An 18,732-nucleotide genomic window follows, 5' to 3' on the forward strand; every position below is an offset into this window, starting at 1 on the left:
TTGACTGAAATTGTGAGCGAATAACAAATTCAATCAGGATACCGCTATGCCCCAGAATGCAGATTCACTCGCCGTCGTTCTGAAACGTCGCGACTGGGAAAACCCTGGCGTAACGCAACTTAATCGCCTGGAGGCGCACCCTCCTTTTTACAGCTGGCGTAATGCCGATGACGCCCGCGCGAACCGTGACTCCGCACAAAAGCGCAGCCTGAACGGTGAATGGACGTTTGCCTGGTTTTCAGCGCCTGAAGCAGTACCAGAGAGCTGGCGGACAAGCGATCTGCAACAGGCGGATAGCGTGCGCGTGCCGTCTAACTGGCAAATGGACGGTTACGACGCCCCCATTTATACCAACGTCACCTATCCCATTCCGGTTAACCCGCCGTTCGTTCCGGCAGATAACCCAACCGGATGTTACTCGCTCACATTCAGTATTGACGCAGACTGGCTACAGGCAGGCCAGACGCGGATCATTTTTGATGGCGTGAACTCCGCCTTCCATTTGTGGTGCAACGGTCGCTGGGTCGGATACGGTCAGGACAGCCGTCTGCCGTCTGAATTCGATCTCACGCATTTTTTGCTTAAGGGTGAAAACCGCCTCGCGGTAATGGTGCTGCGCTGGAGTGACGGCAGCTATCTGGAAGATCAGGATATGTGGCGGATGAGCGGCATCTTTCGCGACGTCTCGCTGCTGCATAAACCGGCAACGCAAATCCGTGACCTGCGCATCAACACCCGCTTCAACGATGATTTCAGCCGCGCAGTGCTGGAAGCGGAGGTCAGAACAACGGGGGAAAGACGCGATGATTTACGCGTGACGGTGCAGCTGTGGGATAGCGAAACATTCGTCGGAGAAAAAACCGCTCCGCTCGGCAGCGGGATCATTGATGAGCGCGGCGCTTACCCTGATCGCACAACCCTTCGTCTGAATGTCGAACATCCGGCGCTGTGGAGCGCGGAGGCCCCGCATCTGTATCGTGCCGTTGTACAGCTACACACCGCCGATGGCACGCTGATTGAAGCCGAAGCCTGCGACGTCGGTTTCCGTCAGGTCAGCATTGAAAACGGTCTGCTGCTGTTAAACGGTAAGCCGCTGCTGATCCGCGGCGCCAACCGCCATGAACATCACCCGGAAAACGGCCAGGTGATGGATAAAGAGACCATGATTAAAGACATTCTGCTGATGAAGCAGAACAATTTTAACGCCGTGCGCTGCTCCCATTATCCGAATCACCCGCTGTGGTACACCCTGTGCGATCGCTACGGCCTGTACGTGGTGGATGAGGCCAATATCGAAACCCACGGCATGGTGCCGATGAATCGCCTGAGCGACGATCCGGTCTGGCTGCCCGCCATGAGCCAGCGCGTGACGCGGATGGTACAGCGCGACCGCAACCATCCGAGCATTATTATCTGGTCACTGGGCAACGAGTCCGGGCACGGTGCCAACCACGACGCGCTGTACCGCTGGATTAAGTCGGAAGATCCCTCCCGCCCCGTGCAGTATGAAGGCGGCGGCGCGAATACGGCGGCAACCGACATCATTTGCCCGATGTACGCCCGCGTCGATCAGGATCAGCCCTTCCCCGCCGTACCGAAATGGTCGATCAAAAAATGGCTGTCGATGCCGGGCGAGCAGCGCCCACTGATCCTGTGTGAATACGCCCACGCGATGGGCAACAGCCTCGGCGGTTACGCGAAATACTGGCAGGCGTTTCGCCAGTATCCGCGCCTGCAAGGCGGTTTTGTCTGGGACTGGGTGGATCAGTCGCTTATCAAATACGACGACGACGGTCGGCCGTGGTCAGCCTACGGCGGCGACTTTGGCGACGCGCCTAACGACCGTCAGTTCTGTATGAACGGCCTGGTGTTCGCCGACCGAACGCCGCATCCGTCACTGTATGAAGCCAAACACGCGCAGCAGTTTTTCCAGTTTACACTGCTGCCGGGAGCCGAATGCCAGATTGAAGTGACCAGCGAATACCTGTTCCGCCATAGCGATAACGAAGTGCTCCACTGGTCACTGGCGCTGGATGGCAACCCGCTGACCGCAGGCGTTGTGACGCTGGATATCCCGCCGCAGGGACGTCAGATCATCGCGCTGCCAGCGCTCCCGGAAGCGGAAACCGCAGGCCAGCTATGGCTGACGGTACGCGTTGAACAACCGCAGGCAACCGCATGGTCGCAAGCCGGACATATCAGCGCCTGGCAACAGTGGAAGCTCGGCGAAAAACTCGCTACGCAGTGGCCGCAGCACGCTGGCAACGCGCCACAGCTCACCAGTAGCGGGACGGCATTCCGTATTGTCGCAGGCGAGAAACGCTGGGAGTTCAGCCGCCAGCAGGGCGTATTGACGCAATTCTGGATTGGCGAAGAGGCACAGTTGCTGACTCCGCTTGTCGATCAGTTCACCCGCGCGCCGCTGGACAACGACATCGGCGTGAGCGAGGCAACCCGCATCGACCCTAACGCCTGGGTTGAACGCTGGAAGGCCGCCGGCCATTACCAGGCTAAAGCGGTATTACTGCAATGCGATGCCGACACGCTTGCCAGCGCGGTACTGATTACCACCGCCCACGCCTGGCAGTATCAGGGCGAAACGCTGTTCATCAGCCGGAAAACCTACCGTATCGACGGCAACGGTGAAATGCAGATAACAGTAGATGTTGATGTCGCCGGCGGGACACCGCATCCGGCGCGCATCGGCCTGAGCTGCCAGCTTGCGCAGGTGGCGGAGCGGGTCAACTGGCTGGGGTTAGGCCCGCACGAAAACTACCCGGATCGTCTCTCTGCCGCCTGTTTTGATCGCTGGGATCTGCCGCTGGAAGAGATGTACACCCCGTATGTTTTCCCGAGCGAAAACGGCCTGCGCTGCGGAACGCGTGAATTGCGTTATGGCGCGCATCAGTGGCGCGGCGATTTTCAGTTCAACATCGGTCGCTACGGCCAGAAACAGCTGATGGAAACCAGCCACCGCCATCTGCTCCAGCCGGAAGCGGGCTCCTGGCTCAATATTGACGGTTTCCATATGGGCGTGGGCGGCGATGACTCCTGGAGCCCTTCCGTTTCAGCGGAATATCAGCTCAGCGCCGGGCGCTACCACTACCAGATAAGCTGGCGGTAAAAGGGAAATTGCCGGATGGCGGTGCAAGCACCGTATCCGGCCTGCGATACATTTTCTTCCAGGCCCGATAAGCGATAACGCCACCGGGCACCTCGGTTACTCCTCAATCACCTGACGGATTTGTTGCAACGAAGCGGGATCGTCAAGCGTGGACAAATCGCCCGGATCGCGGCCTTCGCAAATCGCCTGGATCGTACGACGCAGCATTTTGCCAGAGCGTGTTTTCGGCAACTGTGAAACAAACCAGACGTGCGCCGGGCGGCCAAAATTACCGATCTGACTGTCCACCAGCGACATAATCGCCTTCTCTTCCGTTTGCGCCACGTCCCTGTCCTCCAGCGTGTCGCTCTGTTTCGGGATCACAAACGCTACTGCCACCTGTCCCTTCAGCGCATCTTTCACCCCCACCACCGCCACTTCCGCCACGTTCGGGTAACTGGAAATGCTTTCCTCGATCTCGCGCGTGCCCAGACGGTGCCCGGCGACGTTGATCACATCATCGGTGCGCCCGAGGATGAAATAATAGCCGTCCGCGTCGCGAATCCCCCAGTCGAAAGTGGCGTACACCTGACGCGAGAACAGCGACCAGTAGGTATTCACAAAACGCGCATCGTCCCCCCAGATAGTCTGAACGCAGCCAGGCGGCAGCGGCCCCTCAATGACCAGCATCCCTTTCTCGTTCACCTCGCAAGGTTCGCCAGTGACCTCGTTGAGCAACTGCACGTTATAGCCGTACATCGGTACGCCAGGGCTGCCCAGCCGTGAAGGCCGGTCGTCCAGCGCGCGGGCGATCGCCATAATCGGCCAGCCGGACTCGGTCTGCCAGTAGTTGTCGATAACCGGCACATCCAGCGTCTCCGTCACCCAGGCGGCCGTCGGCTCATCCAGCGGCTCACCGGCCAGATAGAGCACCTCCAGCGAGGAGAGATCGTGATTGCGGATCTGCGCCGTCGGGAACTTCTTCAACACGCGGATGGCGGTTGGCGCAGAGAACATCCGGCTGACGCGGTATTTCTCTACGATCTTCCACCAGACGCCGCAGTCCGGGTACGTCGGCAACCCTTCATAAACGATGGTTGCCATGCCTGCCAGCAACGGCGCGTAGACAATATAAGAGTGCCCCACAACCCAGCCGATATCCGACGCGCAAAAGAACACGCCGCCCACTTTGCCGCCGAAGATAGTGTCCATCGAGGTTGCCAGCGCCACCGCATAGCCGCCGACGTCGCGCTGTACGCCTTTCGGTTTTCCGGTCGTGCCGGAGGTATAGAGAATGCAGGAGATCTCATTGGATTCCAGCCAGGCCACCGGCACCCGCGCCCCGAGATGCTGCTGACGCAGCGACGCAAAATCGAGATCGCGCGCCGGTACTCGCGCCATTTTCGCCAGCCCGCGATCCACCAGCAAAACGTGGCGCGGCTGATGCTGCGCCTGCGCGATGGCATCATCCAGCAGCTTTTTATACGGCAGAATCTTACCGCCGCGCCCCCCGGCGTCTGCCGAGACAATCAGCACCGGCTTAGCATCGTCGATTCGCGCCGCTACGCTGTGCGAGGCAAAACCGCCGAACACCACCGAATGAATCGCGCCAATCCGCGCGCAGGCCAGCAGCGTAATGTGCGCCTCGGCAATCATCGGCATGTAAACCAGCACCCGGTCGCCGCGCTGCACGCCCAGCGACAAAAGCATCGACGCCACCACGTTCACTTCGTCATACAACTGGCTGAAGGTAAACGTGCGCTCCTCTTCCGTTTCAGAGGAGACGGCAATCAGCGCCAGCGCATCCGGCTGCTTGTCCAGCCAGCGGTCGATAGCGTTATGGCACAAATTAGTGGTTCCGCCGCAAAACCAGCGGGCAAACGGCGGATCGCTGTGATCCAGCGTTTGAGTAAACGGCTGCTGCCAGTCGATACGTCGGGCCTGCTCGGCCCAGAACGACGCCGGCTGCGTAATGGAACGCTGATAAAACTCGCTAAAAGACATGAAGCTCTCCTGTTGAACTTACTGCCTGCTGGCTCAGATGACAAATAAGTCGAGGTATTCATTGACCGGCATCTGCTCCAGGCGAGTTCTGTCCAGGGAGACATCCAGAATGCGCTGCTGCTGACGGGTCGGGAACTGACGCGCCAGGTTGATTTTGAATTTATCGATAAGCTTCGGAATGCCGTCGGTACGGCGGCGAGCGTGGCCAATCGGGTACTCCACGACCACCTCGGCAAACTGTGAACCATCGGTAAATTCAAGGGTGATAGCGTTGGCGATGGCGCGTTTTTCCGGGTCGTGATAGTCGGCGGTAAACGCCGGGTCTTCAAAGCAGGTTATCTTCTCGCGCAGGGCGTCAATGCGTTTGTCCTGCGCTACGCCGTCCTCATAATCCGCCGCCGTTAAGCGCCCGAACAGTAGCGGGATCGCCACCATGTACTGAATGCAGTGGTCGCGGTCGGCCGGGTTATTCAACGGCCCTTTTTTGTCGATGATGCGAATGCAGGCTTCATGGGTGCGAATCGTCACTTTCTCAATATCCGCCGCCGTTTTGCCCGCCGCCTGCATCTGTTCAAAGAGGGTCATGGCGGCTTCAACCGCCGTCTGCGAGTGGAACTCCGCCGGGAAGGAGATTTTGAACAGCACGTTTTCCATGACGTAAGAACCATACGGACGCTGGAAGCGGAACGGCTCGCCGTTGAAAGAGACGTCATAAAAGCCCCAGGTTTTCGCCGTCAGCGCCGACGGATAGCCCATCTCGCCAGTTTTTGCCATCAGCGCCAGACGCACCGCGCGGGAGGTGGCATCGCCCGCCGCCCAGGACTTACGTGTACCGGTGTTTGGCGCATGGCGATAGGTGCGCAGCGACTGACCATCCACCCACGCCAGCGACACCGCGTTGAGGATCTCATCACGCGTCAGCCCCAGCATTTCGGCGACAACCGCTGTCGAAGCCACTTTGACCAGCAGTACGTGATCCAGGCCGACGCGGTTGAAGGAGTTTTCCAGCGCGATGCAGCCCTGAATCTCATGGGCTTTGATCATCCCGACCAGCACCTGCTTCATGGTCAGCGGCGCTTTGCCTGCGGCAACCGCATTACGCGACAGCCAGTCTGCGGTTGCCAGAATCCCGCCGAGGTTATCAGAGGGGTGGCCCCACTCTGCCGCCAGCCAGGTATCGTTGAAGTCGAGCCAGCGGATCATCGCGCCGATATTAAACGCCGCCTGCACCGGATCGAGCTGAAACTGGGTGCCCGGTACGCGTACGCCGTTCGGCACGACGGTGCCCGGAACGATCGGCCCCAGCAGTTTTTTACAGGCCGGATATTCCAGCGCTTCCAGACCGCAGCCCAGCGTGTCGAGCAAGCAGTAGTGGGCGGTATCCCAGGCCACTTTAGAGGTGATGTCGTAGTTCATGACGTAATCGACGATATCCACGATTTCACGGTCAAATTCCGGGCGAATGTTCATTATTTGTGCGGACATAGGGTACATTTCCTGCGTTTTATCGTTAGAGAAATAAAGTTATTGGCGCTGATCCAGCGGAATAAATTCGCGATCGTCCGGGCCGGTATAATTGGCGGAAGGTCGGATAATTTTGTTGTCCTGACGCTGTTCGATGATGTGCGCCGCCCAGCCGGTGACGCGGGCAATCACAAACAGCGGGGTGAACATTTCGGTGGGGACGCCCATCATGTTGTAGGAGACCGCCGAGAACCAGTCGAGGTTGGGGAACATCTTTTTCGATTCCCACATCACGTTTTCCAGACGGTCGGCTATGTTGTACATCTTCAGCGAACCACCGGCCTCCGAAAGCTGTTTCGCCACGCGTTTGATCACCTGATGGCGCGGATCGGCAATGGTGTAGACCGGATGGCCGAAACCAATGATCACCTCTTTATTTTCAATGCGTTTGCGGATATCCGCCTCGGCGTCCTCCGGCGTTTCGTAACGCTGCTGAATTTCCAGCGATACCTCATTTGCCCCGCCGTGCTTCGGGCCGCGCAGCGCGCCAATCGCGCCGATGATGGCGGAGTAGACATCGGAGCCCGTCCCTGCAATCACCCGGCTGGTGAAAGTGGACGCGTTGAATTCATGCTCGGCATACAGCACCAGCGAGATGTGCATCGCCTTTTCCCAGCTTTGCGACGGCTTCTCGCCGTGCAGCAGATGCAGGAAATGGCTACCGACAGAGTCGTCGTCAGTTTCCGGCTGAATACGTTCGCCGTTATGGCTGTAGTGATACCAGTAAAGCAGGATGGAACTGAGCGAGGCCAGCAGTTTGTCGGCGATATCGCGCGCGCCGGAAACGGTATGCCCCTCTTTTTCCGGCAGCGTACAGCCGAGCGCCGACACGCCGGTGCGCATGACGTCCATCGGGTGCGACGCCGCAGGCAATGCTTCCAGCACGGTGCGTACATTGGCCGGTAATCCACGCAATGCTTTCAGCTTATTTTTATAGGCATGGAGTTCATCGCTATTGGGCAATTTGCCGTGAATTAACAGATGCGCGACTTCTTCAAATTCACAATGCTCCGCAAGATCGAGAATATCGTACCCGCGATAGTGTAAGTCGTTGCCGCTTTTTCCCACGGTACACAACGCGGTATTTCCGGCCGGAACGCCCGATAATGCGACAGATTTCTTGGGCTTAATGGCATGGGTGTTGTTTTGCAGGATCGTCGTATCGCTCATGTTGTCCTCGTCATTGTTATATGTAGGGTATTGAGGGTGTACGTTTCGCCGCCGTAGGCCTGATAAGCCGTAGGCCTGATAAACGAAGTGCCATCCGGCAATGCCCGATGGCGGCTGCGCCTTATCAGGCCTACGGCTCTACTTCAGGTTCAGCGCATCCAGCTTCTCTTCGTACTGGTAATAATTGATGCTTTCGTACAGCTCGTTGCGGGTCTGCATAATGTCGATAACGTTTTTTTGCGTGCCTTCCTGGCGCAGCACGTTGTAGACACGCTCGGCAGCGCGATTCATGGCGCGAAATGCCGACAGCGGGTAGAGCGCCATCGCCACGTTAGCGCTGCGCAGTTCGTCGGTGGTAAACAGCGGCGTCGCGCCAAACTCCGTGATATTCGCCAGGATCGGCACCGGTATGGCATCGGCGAACTGGCGATACATTGACAGCTCGGTAATCGCTTCCGGGAACAGCATGTCGGCCCCCGCTTCCACATAAGCCCGCGCGCGATCGATCGCCGCCTCTAATCCTTCCACCGCCAGCGCATCGGTACGCGCCATGATCACGAAGTCAGGATCGGTACGCGCATCCACCGCCGCACGAATCCTGTCCACCATCTCCTCTTTGGACACGATCGCCTTATTCGGGCGATGGCCGCAGCGTTTCGCGCCGATCTGATCTTCGATATGCAGCGCAGCGGCGCCGGCTTTGATCATCGACTTCACCGTACGCGCCACGTTAAAGGCGGAGGAACCAAAGCCGATGTCGGCATCCACCAGCAGCGGCAGCGGGCAGACGTCGGTAATACGGCGGATGTCGGTCAACACATCATCCAGCGTGGAGATCCCCAGGTCAGGCAGACCCAGCGATCCCGCCGCCACGCCGCCGCCGGAAAGGTAAATCGCCTGATAGCCTGCGCGCTGGGCCAGCAATGCGTGATTGGCATTGATGGCGCCGACGATCTGTAAGGGGTTTTCTTTGGTGAGCGCAGCGCGAAACGCCTGGCCCGGAGAGTGTAGAGACATATCCCGTCCTCTTGTTATCAACTTGTTATTTAATGTTGATTCACATAAAGCAAAGGGAATGCCAGAGCGGTCGCTGAAAAAGAGAGAATTTTGTTTTTTCTTATAATTCAAATAAATAACAAAAAACACAAACTTAACCATACCTTTCATCAGGACAAAAGCGTGTCAGCTAACGTTTCATGAAACGGTTCGCGCTGTTTCATTGCAACATTTATGAAACACGACTAAAACAAAATCTCGGTCCCTCAATACAACATCAACTGCTATGGCTGACACGCACCTTCCCGCTCGCGATAATCATGACAAGCCGGTGATCTGGACGGTCTCGGTAACGCGTCTGTTCGAGTTGTTTCGCGACATCAGCCTGGAGTTCGACCATCTGGCGACCATCACCCCCATCCAGCTTGGGTTTGAAAAAGCGGTGAACTATATCCGTAAAAAACTGGCGACCGAGCGCTGTGACGCCATTATCGCGGCGGGTTCCAACGGCGCTTATTTAAAAAGCCGCCTCTCCATACCGGTGATCCTGATAAAACCCAGCGGATTCGACGTGCTCCAGGCGCTGGCGAAAGCCGGCAAACTGACCTCGTCCATTGGCGTTATCACTTACCAGGAGACGATCCCCGCGCTGATCGCCTTTCAAAAAACGTTTAATTTGCGTCTGGAACAGCGCAGCTACATCACCGAAGAGGATGCCCGTGGGCAAATTAATGAACTGAAAGCCAACGGCATTGAGGCGGTAGTCGGCGCAGGGCTAATTACCGATCTGGCGGAAGAAGCCGGGATGACCGGCATTTTTATCTATTCTGCGGCCACCGTGCGTCAGGCGTTTAGCGATGCGCTGGATATGACCCGGCTGACGCTGCAACATGGCGGCCAATATGCCTCCGGCAACGGGCTGCGCACCCGCTACGATCTGGGAGATATGCGCGGCCATTCCGCGCAAATGGAGCAGGTTCGCCATACGATCATGCTGTACGCCCGCTCCAGCGCGGCGGTGTTGATCCAGGGTGAGACCGGCACCGGTAAAGAGCTGGCGGCGCAGGCGATTCACCGCGAGTTTTTTGCCCGTCGGGGCCAGCGCAGCGGTAAAAAAACGCCTCCGTTTGTGGCCATTAACTGCGGCGCAATTACCGAATCGCTGCTTGAAGCAGAGTTATTCGGTTATGAGGAGGGGGCATTTACCGGTTCCCGACGCGGCGGACGCGCCGGTCTGTTTGAAATCGCCCACGGCGGGACGCTGTTTCTGGATGAGATCGGGGAAATGCCCCTGCCCTTACAGACCCGCCTGCTGCGCGTACTGGAAGAGAAAGAGGTGACGCGCGTTGGCGGGCATCAGCCAGTCCCGGTGGATGTACGGGTCATCAGCGCCACGCACTGCAATCTGGAACAGGCGATAAAGCAGGGGCAATTTCGCACCGATCTGTTTTATCGTCTCAGCATTCTGCGCCTGACGCTTCCGCCCCTTCGGGAGCGCCCGTCAGATATCGTGCCGCTGGCGGAGGGATTTTTGAAACAGTCCCTGGCGGCATTAGACGCGCCGTTTGGCGAATCGGTGCGCGAGGGGCTGGCGCAAAGCCAGACCATTCTTCTGCGCTATGCCTGGCCCGGCAATATTCGCGAGCTGCGGAATATGATGGAGCGCCTGGCGCTTTTTTTAAGCGTCGAGCCGCAGCCCAGTCTGGATAGCCAGTTTTTACAGCAGTTTTTACCCGAGCTGGCGACGATTCCCGAAGCGCCATCAGCGCTTACGCCGCAGCAGGTTCTGGCGCAGTTTAACGGCGATAAAACCGCGGCGGCGCGATATCTGGGTATTAGCCGGACGACATTCTGGCGACGATTAAAAGAGTGAAGGTTTATTGCCGGATGGCGCTGGCGCTTATCCGGCCTACGAGCTACGAGCAGCACTGAACCGTAGGCCGGATAAGACGTTTACGTCGCCATCCGGCACAATGACAGCTTATTTTTTCTTGTAGATATCCGCAGTACCATGAATTTTATTATCGGTTTGCCCGGAGGTCAGTACGACCACATCAGCCCCTTTTTCATCGGCCTTTTTAAGCAGATCCTCTTTTGCCTCCATAGTTGACGTCTCGTTGCTGGTATTAATGGTGCCTATCTTCGTGTATTGCGACGCCACTTTCTCAAACTCGACCTTTGTCAACAGCTCCGCGGCATAGACGTTGGTTACGACAAACGCTAACGCACCAATCAATACTTTATATCCTGTCTTCATATAAAAGCTCCGGTTGTGTTATTACGCTATCATCGCCTTCTCGGAACGGATGCTCTGTTCTGAGTGATTAAATAACTAGTTGAGATTAGCGGAAAAATCCAGTCAGCCGGATGTATCATAATTTGTGATCTTTCTCTCACCCCTGCACTTTTACTATAAATAGTATGGCGTTAACTATCAGGCCCTGGAAATCTCACTATGGAACCTCTGCACGCGGTTGTCCTGACCGTCAGCCTGTTCGTCTTAACCTTCTTTAACCCCGGCGCAAACCTCTTTGTGGTGGTACAAACCAGCCTCGCCTCCGGGCGTCGGGCCGGTGTATTAACGGGGCTGGGCGTGGCGCTTGGCGATGCGATTTATTCCGGGCTGGGACTGTTTGGCATGGCGACCCTGATTACCCAGTGCGAAGAAATTTTCTCGCTGATCAAAATCATCGGCGGCGCATATTTGTTATGGTTTGCCTGGAACAGCATCCGCCATCAGGCCACCCCGCAAATGCCGACTCTGCAACAGCCCATTTCCGCCCCCTGGAGCGTGTTCTTCCGCCGGGGACTGTTAACCGATCTGTCAAATCCGCAGACGGTGCTGTTTTTCATCAGTATTTTCTCGGTCACGCTCAGCGCGGAAACCCCGACATGGGCAAGACTGATGGCCTGGGCCGGCATCGTGCTCTCTTCCGTCATCTGGCGCATCTTCCTGAGCCAGGCCTTTTCCCTACCGGCGGTACGCCGCGCTTACGGGCGAATTCAGCGCATTGCCAGCAGGGTGATTGGCGCGATCATCGGCGTGTTCGCCCTCAGGCTGATTTACGAAGGCGTGAACCACCGCTAGCCAGTAGCAGAGCGGCCACATAACAGAGCGCCACCGCCAGACTCATTTTCAACATGGTTTCGCCGCCCAGCCCCGACAACGGCGCGGCGATGCCACCGAAAACAAACATGCTCATCCCCATCAGCGCGGAGGCGGTTCCTGACTCCTGAACGTCCACCACGCTCATCGCCTCAGCGCCCGCCACGGTGCCAATTCCGCTGCAAAAGGCGACGGTAAAAAAGAGCGCCACCAGCGCCAGAACCGGCTGCTGTAGCCAGGCGCAGAGCAAGGTGGTTAACGCGCAGATGACGGCCAACAGCAAGCCGCCGCGCAGCAGCGTCATTGCCGTGATTCGACGCGCAAGACGGGAAAAAATCAGCGAGGCGACGATCAGCCCGATCCCATTAAGGCCAAACAGCAGGCTGAACTGCATCGGGCTTAAGCCATACTCGCTTTGCAGCACAAATGACGAAGAGCCGATATAAGCAAACAACCCCGCCAGCATGAAGGCCTGCATCAGGCAAAAGCGCATAAAGAGACGATTTTTCACCACGCTGCGCCCGGTCGAAAATAACGATGCGCCGCGCGTTCGCTGCGGCAGCGTCTCACTGATAAACAGGATGCAGCAGAGCAAAAGCAGTGTCGCAATCCCCGCCATTACCCAAAACAACATACGCCAGTCAAACGCGGTGGCAATGTAGCCGCCCAGAACCGGAGAAAGCACCGGGGCGATGCCGTTCACCGTCATGAGCAGCGCGAAGAACTGGGTCAGGGTCACGCCCTGATATTTGTCCCGCGCAATAGAGCGCGAGAGCACCGAACCACCGGCCCCCGCCGCGCCCTGCACAAAACGCCAGACGATCAGCCAGTGAATATCCTGAGTTGTCGCGCACAATACCGAAGAGGCAATAAACAGCAACAGCGACAGGATCAACGGAACCTTACGACCAATCCGGTCGCTGAGCGGGCCAAACAGCAGTTGCCCAAGCCCAAGACCGATCAGCGAAGACGTCAACGTCAGTTGCGTCAGGGTGGTCGTCGTTGCCAGCTGTTCGGACATCTCCGGCAGAGCGGGCAGATAAAGATCGGTACACAGCGGCCCGATCCCGGTTAACAAACCGAGGATCAGCACCCACGAAAGCGACACGCGCGCCATAAAAACACCTCCCTCTGATTACCGGGCCCCGCCGCCGAGCGACTGCCAGAGCGTTATGCGGTTTTCATTGTCCGTCAGTTGCAGGGCGATAAGCGTCTGCTGCGCCGACCACAGCGTGCGTTGCGCCGTCAGTACGGTCAGATAATCCCCGACCCCGGCGCGATAACGACGCATCCCGACATCCAGCGTTTTTTGTTCTGCGGCGACATACTGGCGCTGGGCATCCAGCTGTTCATCCAGTGTCGCACGCCGGGCAAGCGCATCAGCCACATCTTTGAACGCGCTTTGCACCGTTTTTTCATAGGTAGCAATGAGTCCCCGTTTTTGCGCTTCGGCATAGCGGAGCTGCGCCAGGTTGCTGCCGCCGGTAAACAGCGGCAGCGTAATGGAAGGCGCAAACGACCACACCTTCATGCCATGACTGAACAAGGACGAGAGCGCATCGCTGCCAACACCGGCGCTTGCCGTCAGGGAGATGGTCGGGAAGAAATTCGCTCGCGCCGCGCCAATATCGGCATTGGCGCTTTTCAGGTTATGTTCCGCTTCCTGAATATCCGGCCGACGCAACAGCACGGAAGAAGAGACGCCAGCGGGCACCAGCGTAATCACCTGCGCATCAAGGCTTTCCAGCGTACCGGGCAGCACGCTTTCCGGCAGCGTTGTGCCCGCCAGCAGGTTCAGGGCGTTGATATCCTGCGCCACCTGAGTCTGATAGCTGGCTACGCTGGCGCGCGCCTGCTGGTAAACGCTCATCGCTTCACTGACATCCGTTGCGGCGGCTGTCCCGACCTGCTGCTGACGTTGAACAATTTTCAGCGAGTTTTCCGCACTGGCCATCGTCTCCCTGGCCAGCGCCAGATTGCTGTTATCTGCCGCCAGGGTCAGCCACGCGGTGCTGATCTCGGCAATTAACGTCAAACGGGTGTTCTGCGCGGTAAATTCGCTGGCAAGCCAGGTTTCTCGCGCCGCCCGCGACAGGCTCTGATTGCGGCCAAACAGATCCAGCTCAAAGCTGGACACCGCGCCATCGGCTTCAGCGCTCGTTCCGGTTCCGTTCGCCAGCGTACGGCTGCGTGTAGAACTGAGTGAAGCATTCACCGTCGGGAACAACGAGGCACGCGCTTCGCCATACAACGCCCGTGCGGAGTCGATATCGGCAATCGCCTTTTGTATATCACGGTTACTGTTAAGGGCGGTGTTCACCACCTGTTGCAGCCGCGCGTCGTTAACAATCTGCTGCCAGTCGCGGCTGACAGCGTTCCCCTGCCCCTGCGCGCCCGGTAAACTTGCCGGAACCGGCGCATCGGGCGTGCTGTAGTGTGGATCAAGCGACACACACCCTGCGCTCAGGAGAGCGAAAACAAAGAGAAAAATACGCAACATAACTTACTCCTGACGACGGGACTTGCGGGTAAACAGATGCTTAACCAGCACGAAGAACAGCGGGACGAAGAAGATAGCCAACAGCGTGGCGGTTAATGTCCCACCGATGATTCCGGTCCCGATCGCCACACGGCTGTTCGCCCCGGCCCCTGTGGCGATAGCCAGCGGCGTAACCCCGGCAATAAAGGCCAGAGAGGTCATAATGATTGGGCGCAAACGGGTCTGCGCCGCTCGCAGCGCAGCCCGGCTCAGGGAATAACCTTCCGCAACCGCAGCTTCGGCAAATTCGACGATCAGAATGGCGTTTTTCGACGACAGGCCGATGGTGGTCAGCAGCGCGACCTGGAAGTAAACATCATTATTTAAATCACGCATCCAGGCCGCCAGCGCTGCGCCTAACAGCCCCAGAGGGATGACCAGAATCACCGAAAACGGTACCGACCAGCTTTCATACAGCGCCGCCAGGCAGAGGAAAACCACCAGAATAGAGATGGCGTACAAGCTCATAGCCTGACCGCTGGCCAGCTTTTCCTGCAATGACAACCCGCTCCACGCCCATGTGGTGCCAGCAGGCAAGCTGTTTGCCAGCGCTTCCATTTTGTCCATCGCGGCGCCGGAGCTGAAACCGCTGGCGTTTTCTCCCTGAATCTCATAGGCGGCAGAGCCGTTGTAGCGCACCAGACTTTCCGGGCCGTACTCCCAACGGGTGGTGGCGAAGGCGGAAAAGGGCGTCATGCTGTTATCGCTGCCGCGCACGAACCATTTGCCCAGATCCGCAGGTGAAGAACGGAACTCGCTGTCGCCCTGAATGTAGACCTTCTTCACGCGGCCGCGATCGATAAAGTCATTGACATAGGTTCCCCCCCAGGCGCTGGATAAGGTGCTGGTCACATCGCTTAAGCCAAGCCCCAGCGAGACGGCCTTATTGCTGTCGATATCCACCTGAAGCTGCGGCATTTGCGGCAGGTCATTTGCGCGCACGGCGTGCAGAATATCGCTCTGGTTTGCCTGGGCGATCAGCTGATTACGCATCTGTAACAGGGTATCGCGATCGGTCGCCCCATTCGCCATCAGCTCAAAAGAGAAGCCGTTGCTTTGCCCCAGCCCCTCAACCGACGGCGGCGTCATCGCAAAAAGCGTCGCATCGCGAATAGCGCCCAGTTCTTTACTGGCACGCAGCGCAATAGCCTGTGCGGTATTTTCTTCGCCTTTACGCTCCGACCAGTTTTTCAGCGAAACGAACGCCATCCCGGCATTCTGCCCGCTGCCGCTGAAGCTAAAACCATCGACGGTAAAAATAACGTCCGTATTGGCCTTCTCTTTATTGAGAAACCAGTCTGTCACCTGACGATTGACCTCTGCGGTTCGCGACGCCGTCGCCCCTGCGGGCAGGGTGTACTGCACCATAATTTCACCCTGATCTTCGGTCGGTAAGAAGCTGCCGGGCAGCTTCCACATCGCCAGCGCCATCGCCCCGCATAACAGCGCATAAACGCCCATCACGCTGACGCTGCGACGCAGCACATGCAGGACGCCGCGCTGATAACCCTGTTCAGTTCGGCTATAGAATCGGTTGAATATCCCGAAGAAGCCCTTTTTATGCGGCGCGGTATGGCTAAGAATCGAACCGCACAGGGCTGGGGTCAGGGTCAACGCCACCACGACCGAGAGCAGCATTGCTGAGATAATCGTCACAGAGAACTGGCGATAAATGACGCCGGTAGAGCCGCCAAAGAATGCCATCGGCAGGAATACCGCAGACAAAACAAGAGCGATAGCCACCAGCGCGCCAGCGATTTCTCCCATCGATTTTTCGGTGGCTTCGCGCGCGGGCAGCCCTTCATCGCGCATAATACGCTCGACGTTTTCCACCACCACAATGGCGTCATCGACCAGCAGACCTATCGCCAGCACCATTGCAAACAGCGTCAGCGTATTGATGGAGTAGCCAAACAGCGCCAGCACGCCAAAAGTACCGAGCAGCACGACCGGAACCGCCAACGCCGGAATCAGCGTGGCGCGAAGATTCTGCAAGAACAGGTACATCACGCAGACCACCAGAATGATGGCTTCAAACAGCGTCTGAACCACATCCTCTACGGAGATCTTAATAAATTCGGTGCTGTCTTTCGGATACGCCACGTCATAGCCCTGCGGCATATCCCGTTTAAATTCAGCGACTTTATCTTTTACCAGCGTGGCGGTATCCAGCGCGTTCGCCCCCGGCGAAAGCATGACCGCAACCCCCGCAGCCGGATGACCGTTGAGTTTAGCGATGGCGGTGTAGTCTTCACTGCCCATCTCCACGCGCGCCACATCCTGGATGCGTACCACGGCCCCATCAGACTGGCTTTTGATAATGATCTTTTTGAATTGTTCTACCGTCTGCAAGCGCGACTGCGCACGAACCGTAGCGGTCAATTGCTGTGTGTCAGGGGAAGGTAACGCACCGATTTTCCCGGCGGAAACCTGAACGTTTTGCGCTTCAATGGCGCTCTGCACATCCGACGGCATCAAAGAATAGGAGGCCAGTTTCGCCGGGTCCAGCCAGATACGCATGGCGTATTCCGCACCAAACACCTGTAGGCTCCCGACCCCTTCCACGCGTGCCAGCGGGTCCTGTACGTTACTCACCAGCCAGTCAGCGATATCTGAGCTGCTCGCCCGGTCGGACTTATCATACACGGCGGCAATCAGCAGGAAGTTACTTTGCGATTTCACTACCGTGACGCCGGATTGTTGAACCTCGCTCGGCAAGCGGGATTCCGCCTGCTGCACCTTGTTCTGTACCTGCACCTGCGCGGTGTCAGGGTCGGTGCCCTGTTCAAAGGTGACATCAATACTGACCGAACCATCGGAACTGCTGGTCGAGGTAAAATAGAGCAGGTTATCCAGCCCGGTAAGCTGCTGTTCAATCACCTGAGTCACGCTGTTTTCCAGCGTTTCAGCGGAAGCGCCGGTATAGGTCGCCGAGATTTTCACCGACGGCGGCGCCACGTCAGGATACTGCGCAACCGGCAGCGTTTTAATCGCCAGAATACCGGCCAGCATGATCAGAATGGCGATAACCCAGGCGAAAACGGGCCTGCGCACAAAGAAACGGGAGAACATCAGCCTTTGCCTCCGTTCAGTTGTACATCAACGGCGTTAACCTGCTGACCCGGCGTGACCTTACTTGATCCCTCAACGATCAACCGGTCGCCGCTACGCAAACCGTCCAGCACCAGCCATTTATCCCCATAGGTATCGCCTGTTTCCAGGGTACGCTGCGCCACTTTATTGTCTTTAGTAACCACCAGCGCTGTTGCATTGCCTTTCGCATCGCGCGTGATCCCCTGCTGCGGCGCGAGGATCGCATCGTTCATGATCCCTTCATCAATGCGGGCGCGAACGAACATACCGGGTAACAGCTGCTGTTGAGGGTTGGGGAAAATCGCCCGCAGCGTGACTGAGCCTGTAGACTCATCTACCGCCACTTCCGTCAGCGCTAACTTTCCTTTTTCGCTATAGGTCGTGCCATCTTCAAGCGTCAGCGTCACGTTCAGGGTATCGCTGTTGGTCGCCAGAGACTGCTTACGCAGGCGCAGCAAATCCACGCTGGAGCGGGTAAGATCGACATACATGGTGTCGAGCCCACGAATGGTCGCCAGCGCCGTCTCCTGTGAAGCCGTCACCAGCGCGCCGGGCGTGACGGATGAGATACCAATGCGCCCGGAAACCGGGGCGGTAATGGTGGTCCAGTCCAGATTGATACGCGCGCTTTCTAATGCGGCTTTCTTTGCTTCCACGCTGGCTTTGTCCTGAGCACAGGTGGCCTGCGCATCATCGGCATCCTGGCGGGAAACACCGTCATCGTTAACCAGCCGCGCGTAACGTTGCGCCTTCTGGCAGTCGGCATTCACCAGCGCCTGCGCCTGTCTGAGCGAGGCATTCGCTTCGTTCCATGCGGCGCGATAGCTGGCAGGATCGATCTGATACAGCGCCTGCCCCGCTTTGACGATATCGCCCTCATTAAACAGGCGTTTTTGAATAATGCCCCCCACCTGCGGGCGAACTTCGGCACTGAGCGCTGCGCTGGTGCGTCCGGTCAGTTCACTGACCACAGAAACGGGTTCTGTTTTAAGGGTCACGACGCCCACTTCCTGAGACGGAGAAGCGGTATTGTCGGTTTGCGTATTATCACAGCCGGATAATAACAATAGCGCGATAATTGATGTTGTTATGTATTTCATCTTTTTTCCAGGGTGAGAAACGCCTGCCCCGTTAAAATTAACAAGGTAGCACCAGGCGACTGAACGTTATTTCAGGTACAGCGGTATCGCGTCATGA

Annotated in this window: 12 protein-coding genes; 3 read left to right on the plus strand and 9 right to left on the minus strand. The window is 57.5% G+C overall.

Annotated features, from left to right (window positions below; genetic code table 11):
• Positions 1 to 46: 46 nt before the first annotated feature.
• Positions 47 to 3,124 carry a beta-galactosidase gene (locus OGX93_RS07635; RefSeq protein WP_286449398.1) on the plus strand — a complete coding sequence of 1,026 codons (3,078 nt, stop codon included), beginning with the start codon at positions 47 to 49 and terminating at the stop codon, positions 3,122 to 3,124.
• A 96-nt stretch (positions 3,125 to 3,220) separates the two neighbouring features.
• Here OGX93_RS07635 and prpE read toward each other — a convergent pair whose 3' ends face one another.
• The 4 genes from prpE to prpB form a co-directional block, all read right to left on the minus strand.
• Positions 3,221 to 5,107: a propionate--CoA ligase gene (gene prpE, locus OGX93_RS07640; protein ID WP_286449396.1), complete on the minus strand. Its 1,887-nt coding sequence runs from the start codon at positions 5,105 to 5,107 to the stop codon at positions 3,221 to 3,223.
• Positions 5,108 to 5,140: 33 nt separating this feature from the next.
• Positions 5,141 to 6,592: a bifunctional 2-methylcitrate dehydratase/aconitate hydratase gene (locus OGX93_RS07645; protein WP_286449395.1), complete on the minus strand. Its 1,452-nt coding sequence runs from the start codon at positions 6,590 to 6,592 to the stop codon at positions 5,141 to 5,143.
• Between the two features lie 39 nt (positions 6,593 to 6,631).
• Positions 6,632 to 7,801, minus strand: coding sequence for a bifunctional 2-methylcitrate synthase/citrate synthase (gene prpC, locus OGX93_RS07650; RefSeq protein WP_134769691.1), 1,170 nt, complete (start codon positions 7,799 to 7,801; stop codon positions 6,632 to 6,634).
• A 138-nt stretch (positions 7,802 to 7,939) separates the two neighbouring features.
• Positions 7,940 to 8,818 (minus strand): methylisocitrate lyase, encoded by an 879-nt coding sequence (prpB, locus tag OGX93_RS07655; protein ID WP_134769692.1) that lies wholly within the window; start codon positions 8,816 to 8,818, stop codon positions 7,940 to 7,942.
• A gap of 265 nt (positions 8,819 to 9,083) precedes the next feature.
• Here prpB and prpR point away from each other — a divergent pair, with 265 nt between their 5' ends.
• Positions 9,084 to 10,670: a propionate catabolism operon regulatory protein PrpR gene (prpR, locus tag OGX93_RS07660; RefSeq protein WP_012133650.1), complete on the plus strand. Its 1,587-nt coding sequence runs from the start codon at positions 9,084 to 9,086 to the stop codon at positions 10,668 to 10,670.
• A gap of 108 nt (positions 10,671 to 10,778) precedes the next feature.
• Here the strand turns inward: prpR and yahO are convergent, their stop codons facing one another.
• Entirely contained in the window at positions 10,779 to 11,054 is a 276-nt protein-coding gene (yahO, locus tag OGX93_RS07665; protein ID WP_114847689.1) for a DUF1471 family periplasmic protein YahO, read from the minus strand.
• Between the two features lie 198 nt (positions 11,055 to 11,252).
• On the opposite strand from yahO, the gene OGX93_RS07670 reads away from it, so the two are divergent.
• Entirely contained in the window at positions 11,253 to 11,885 is a 633-nt protein-coding gene (locus tag OGX93_RS07670) for a LysE family transporter (protein WP_134769693.1), read from the plus strand.
• On the opposite strand, the gene OGX93_RS07675 is transcribed toward OGX93_RS07670, so the two are convergent.
• From OGX93_RS07675 to OGX93_RS07690, 4 genes are read right to left on the minus strand one after another with little or no spacing between them, the layout of a single operon-like run.
• Positions 11,851 to 13,020 (minus strand): multidrug effflux MFS transporter, encoded by a 1,170-nt coding sequence (locus OGX93_RS07675; RefSeq protein ID WP_134769694.1) that lies wholly within the window; start codon positions 13,018 to 13,020, stop codon positions 11,851 to 11,853. The two genes, OGX93_RS07670 and OGX93_RS07675, sit on opposite strands and share 35 nt — an antisense overlap.
• An 18-nt stretch (positions 13,021 to 13,038) precedes the next feature.
• Positions 13,039 to 14,403 carry an efflux transporter outer membrane subunit gene (locus OGX93_RS07680; RefSeq protein WP_115615030.1) on the minus strand — a complete coding sequence of 455 codons (1,365 nt, stop codon included), beginning with the start codon at positions 14,401 to 14,403 and terminating at the stop codon, positions 13,039 to 13,041.
• A 3-nt stretch (positions 14,404 to 14,406) separates the two neighbouring features.
• Complete coding sequence (locus tag OGX93_RS07685; RefSeq protein ID WP_200023576.1) at positions 14,407 to 17,514, minus strand: efflux RND transporter permease subunit; 3,108 nt, start codon at positions 17,512 to 17,514, stop codon at positions 14,407 to 14,409.
• On the minus strand, positions 17,514 to 18,635 hold the full coding sequence (locus OGX93_RS07690; RefSeq protein WP_012133656.1) for an efflux RND transporter periplasmic adaptor subunit: 1,122 nt from the start codon (positions 18,633 to 18,635) through the stop codon (positions 17,514 to 17,516). The genes OGX93_RS07685 and OGX93_RS07690 overlap by 1 nt, the downstream gene beginning before the upstream one ends.
• Positions 18,636 to 18,732 lie beyond the last annotated feature (97 nt).

Origin of the sequence: Citrobacter sp. CK195 (genome assembly GCF_030333365.1) — a bacterium.
GTDB classification, from domain to species: domain Bacteria; phylum Pseudomonadota; class Gammaproteobacteria; order Enterobacterales; family Enterobacteriaceae; genus Citrobacter_B; species Citrobacter_B koseri.

What these genes read in the sequence shown, in the direction of transcription:
- OGX93_RS07635 (WP_286449398.1), top strand. Translation starts at nt 47, where the DNA reads ATGCCCCAGAATGCAGATTCACTCGCCGTCGTTCTGAAACGTCGCGAC.
- prpE (WP_286449396.1), bottom strand. Translation starts at nt 5,107, where the DNA reads ATGTCTTTTAGCGAGTTTTATCAGCGTTCCATTACGCAGCCGGCGTCG.
- OGX93_RS07645 (WP_286449395.1), bottom strand. Translation starts at nt 6,592, where the DNA reads ATGTCCGCACAAATAATGAACATTCGCCCGGAATTTGACCGTGAAATC.
- prpC (WP_134769691.1), bottom strand. Translation starts at nt 7,801, where the DNA reads ATGAGCGATACGACGATCCTGCAAAACAACACCCATGCCATTAAGCCC.
- prpB (WP_134769692.1), bottom strand. Translation starts at nt 8,818, where the DNA reads ATGTCTCTACACTCTCCGGGCCAGGCGTTTCGCGCTGCGCTCACCAAA.
- prpR (WP_012133650.1), top strand. Translation starts at nt 9,084, where the DNA reads ATGGCTGACACGCACCTTCCCGCTCGCGATAATCATGACAAGCCGGTG.
- yahO (WP_114847689.1), bottom strand. Translation starts at nt 11,054, where the DNA reads ATGAAGACAGGATATAAAGTATTGATTGGTGCGTTAGCGTTTGTCGTA.
- OGX93_RS07670 (WP_134769693.1), top strand. Translation starts at nt 11,253, where the DNA reads ATGGAACCTCTGCACGCGGTTGTCCTGACCGTCAGCCTGTTCGTCTTA.
- OGX93_RS07675 (WP_134769694.1), bottom strand. Translation starts at nt 13,020, where the DNA reads ATGGCGCGCGTGTCGCTTTCGTGGGTGCTGATCCTCGGTTTGTTAACC.
- OGX93_RS07680 (WP_115615030.1), bottom strand. Translation starts at nt 14,403, where the DNA reads ATGTTGCGTATTTTTCTCTTTGTTTTCGCTCTCCTGAGCGCAGGGTGT.
- OGX93_RS07685 (WP_200023576.1), bottom strand. Translation starts at nt 17,514, where the DNA reads ATGTTCTCCCGTTTCTTTGTGCGCAGGCCCGTTTTCGCCTGGGTTATC.
- OGX93_RS07690 (WP_012133656.1), bottom strand. Translation starts at nt 18,635, where the DNA reads ATGAAATACATAACAACATCAATTATCGCGCTATTGTTATTATCCGGC.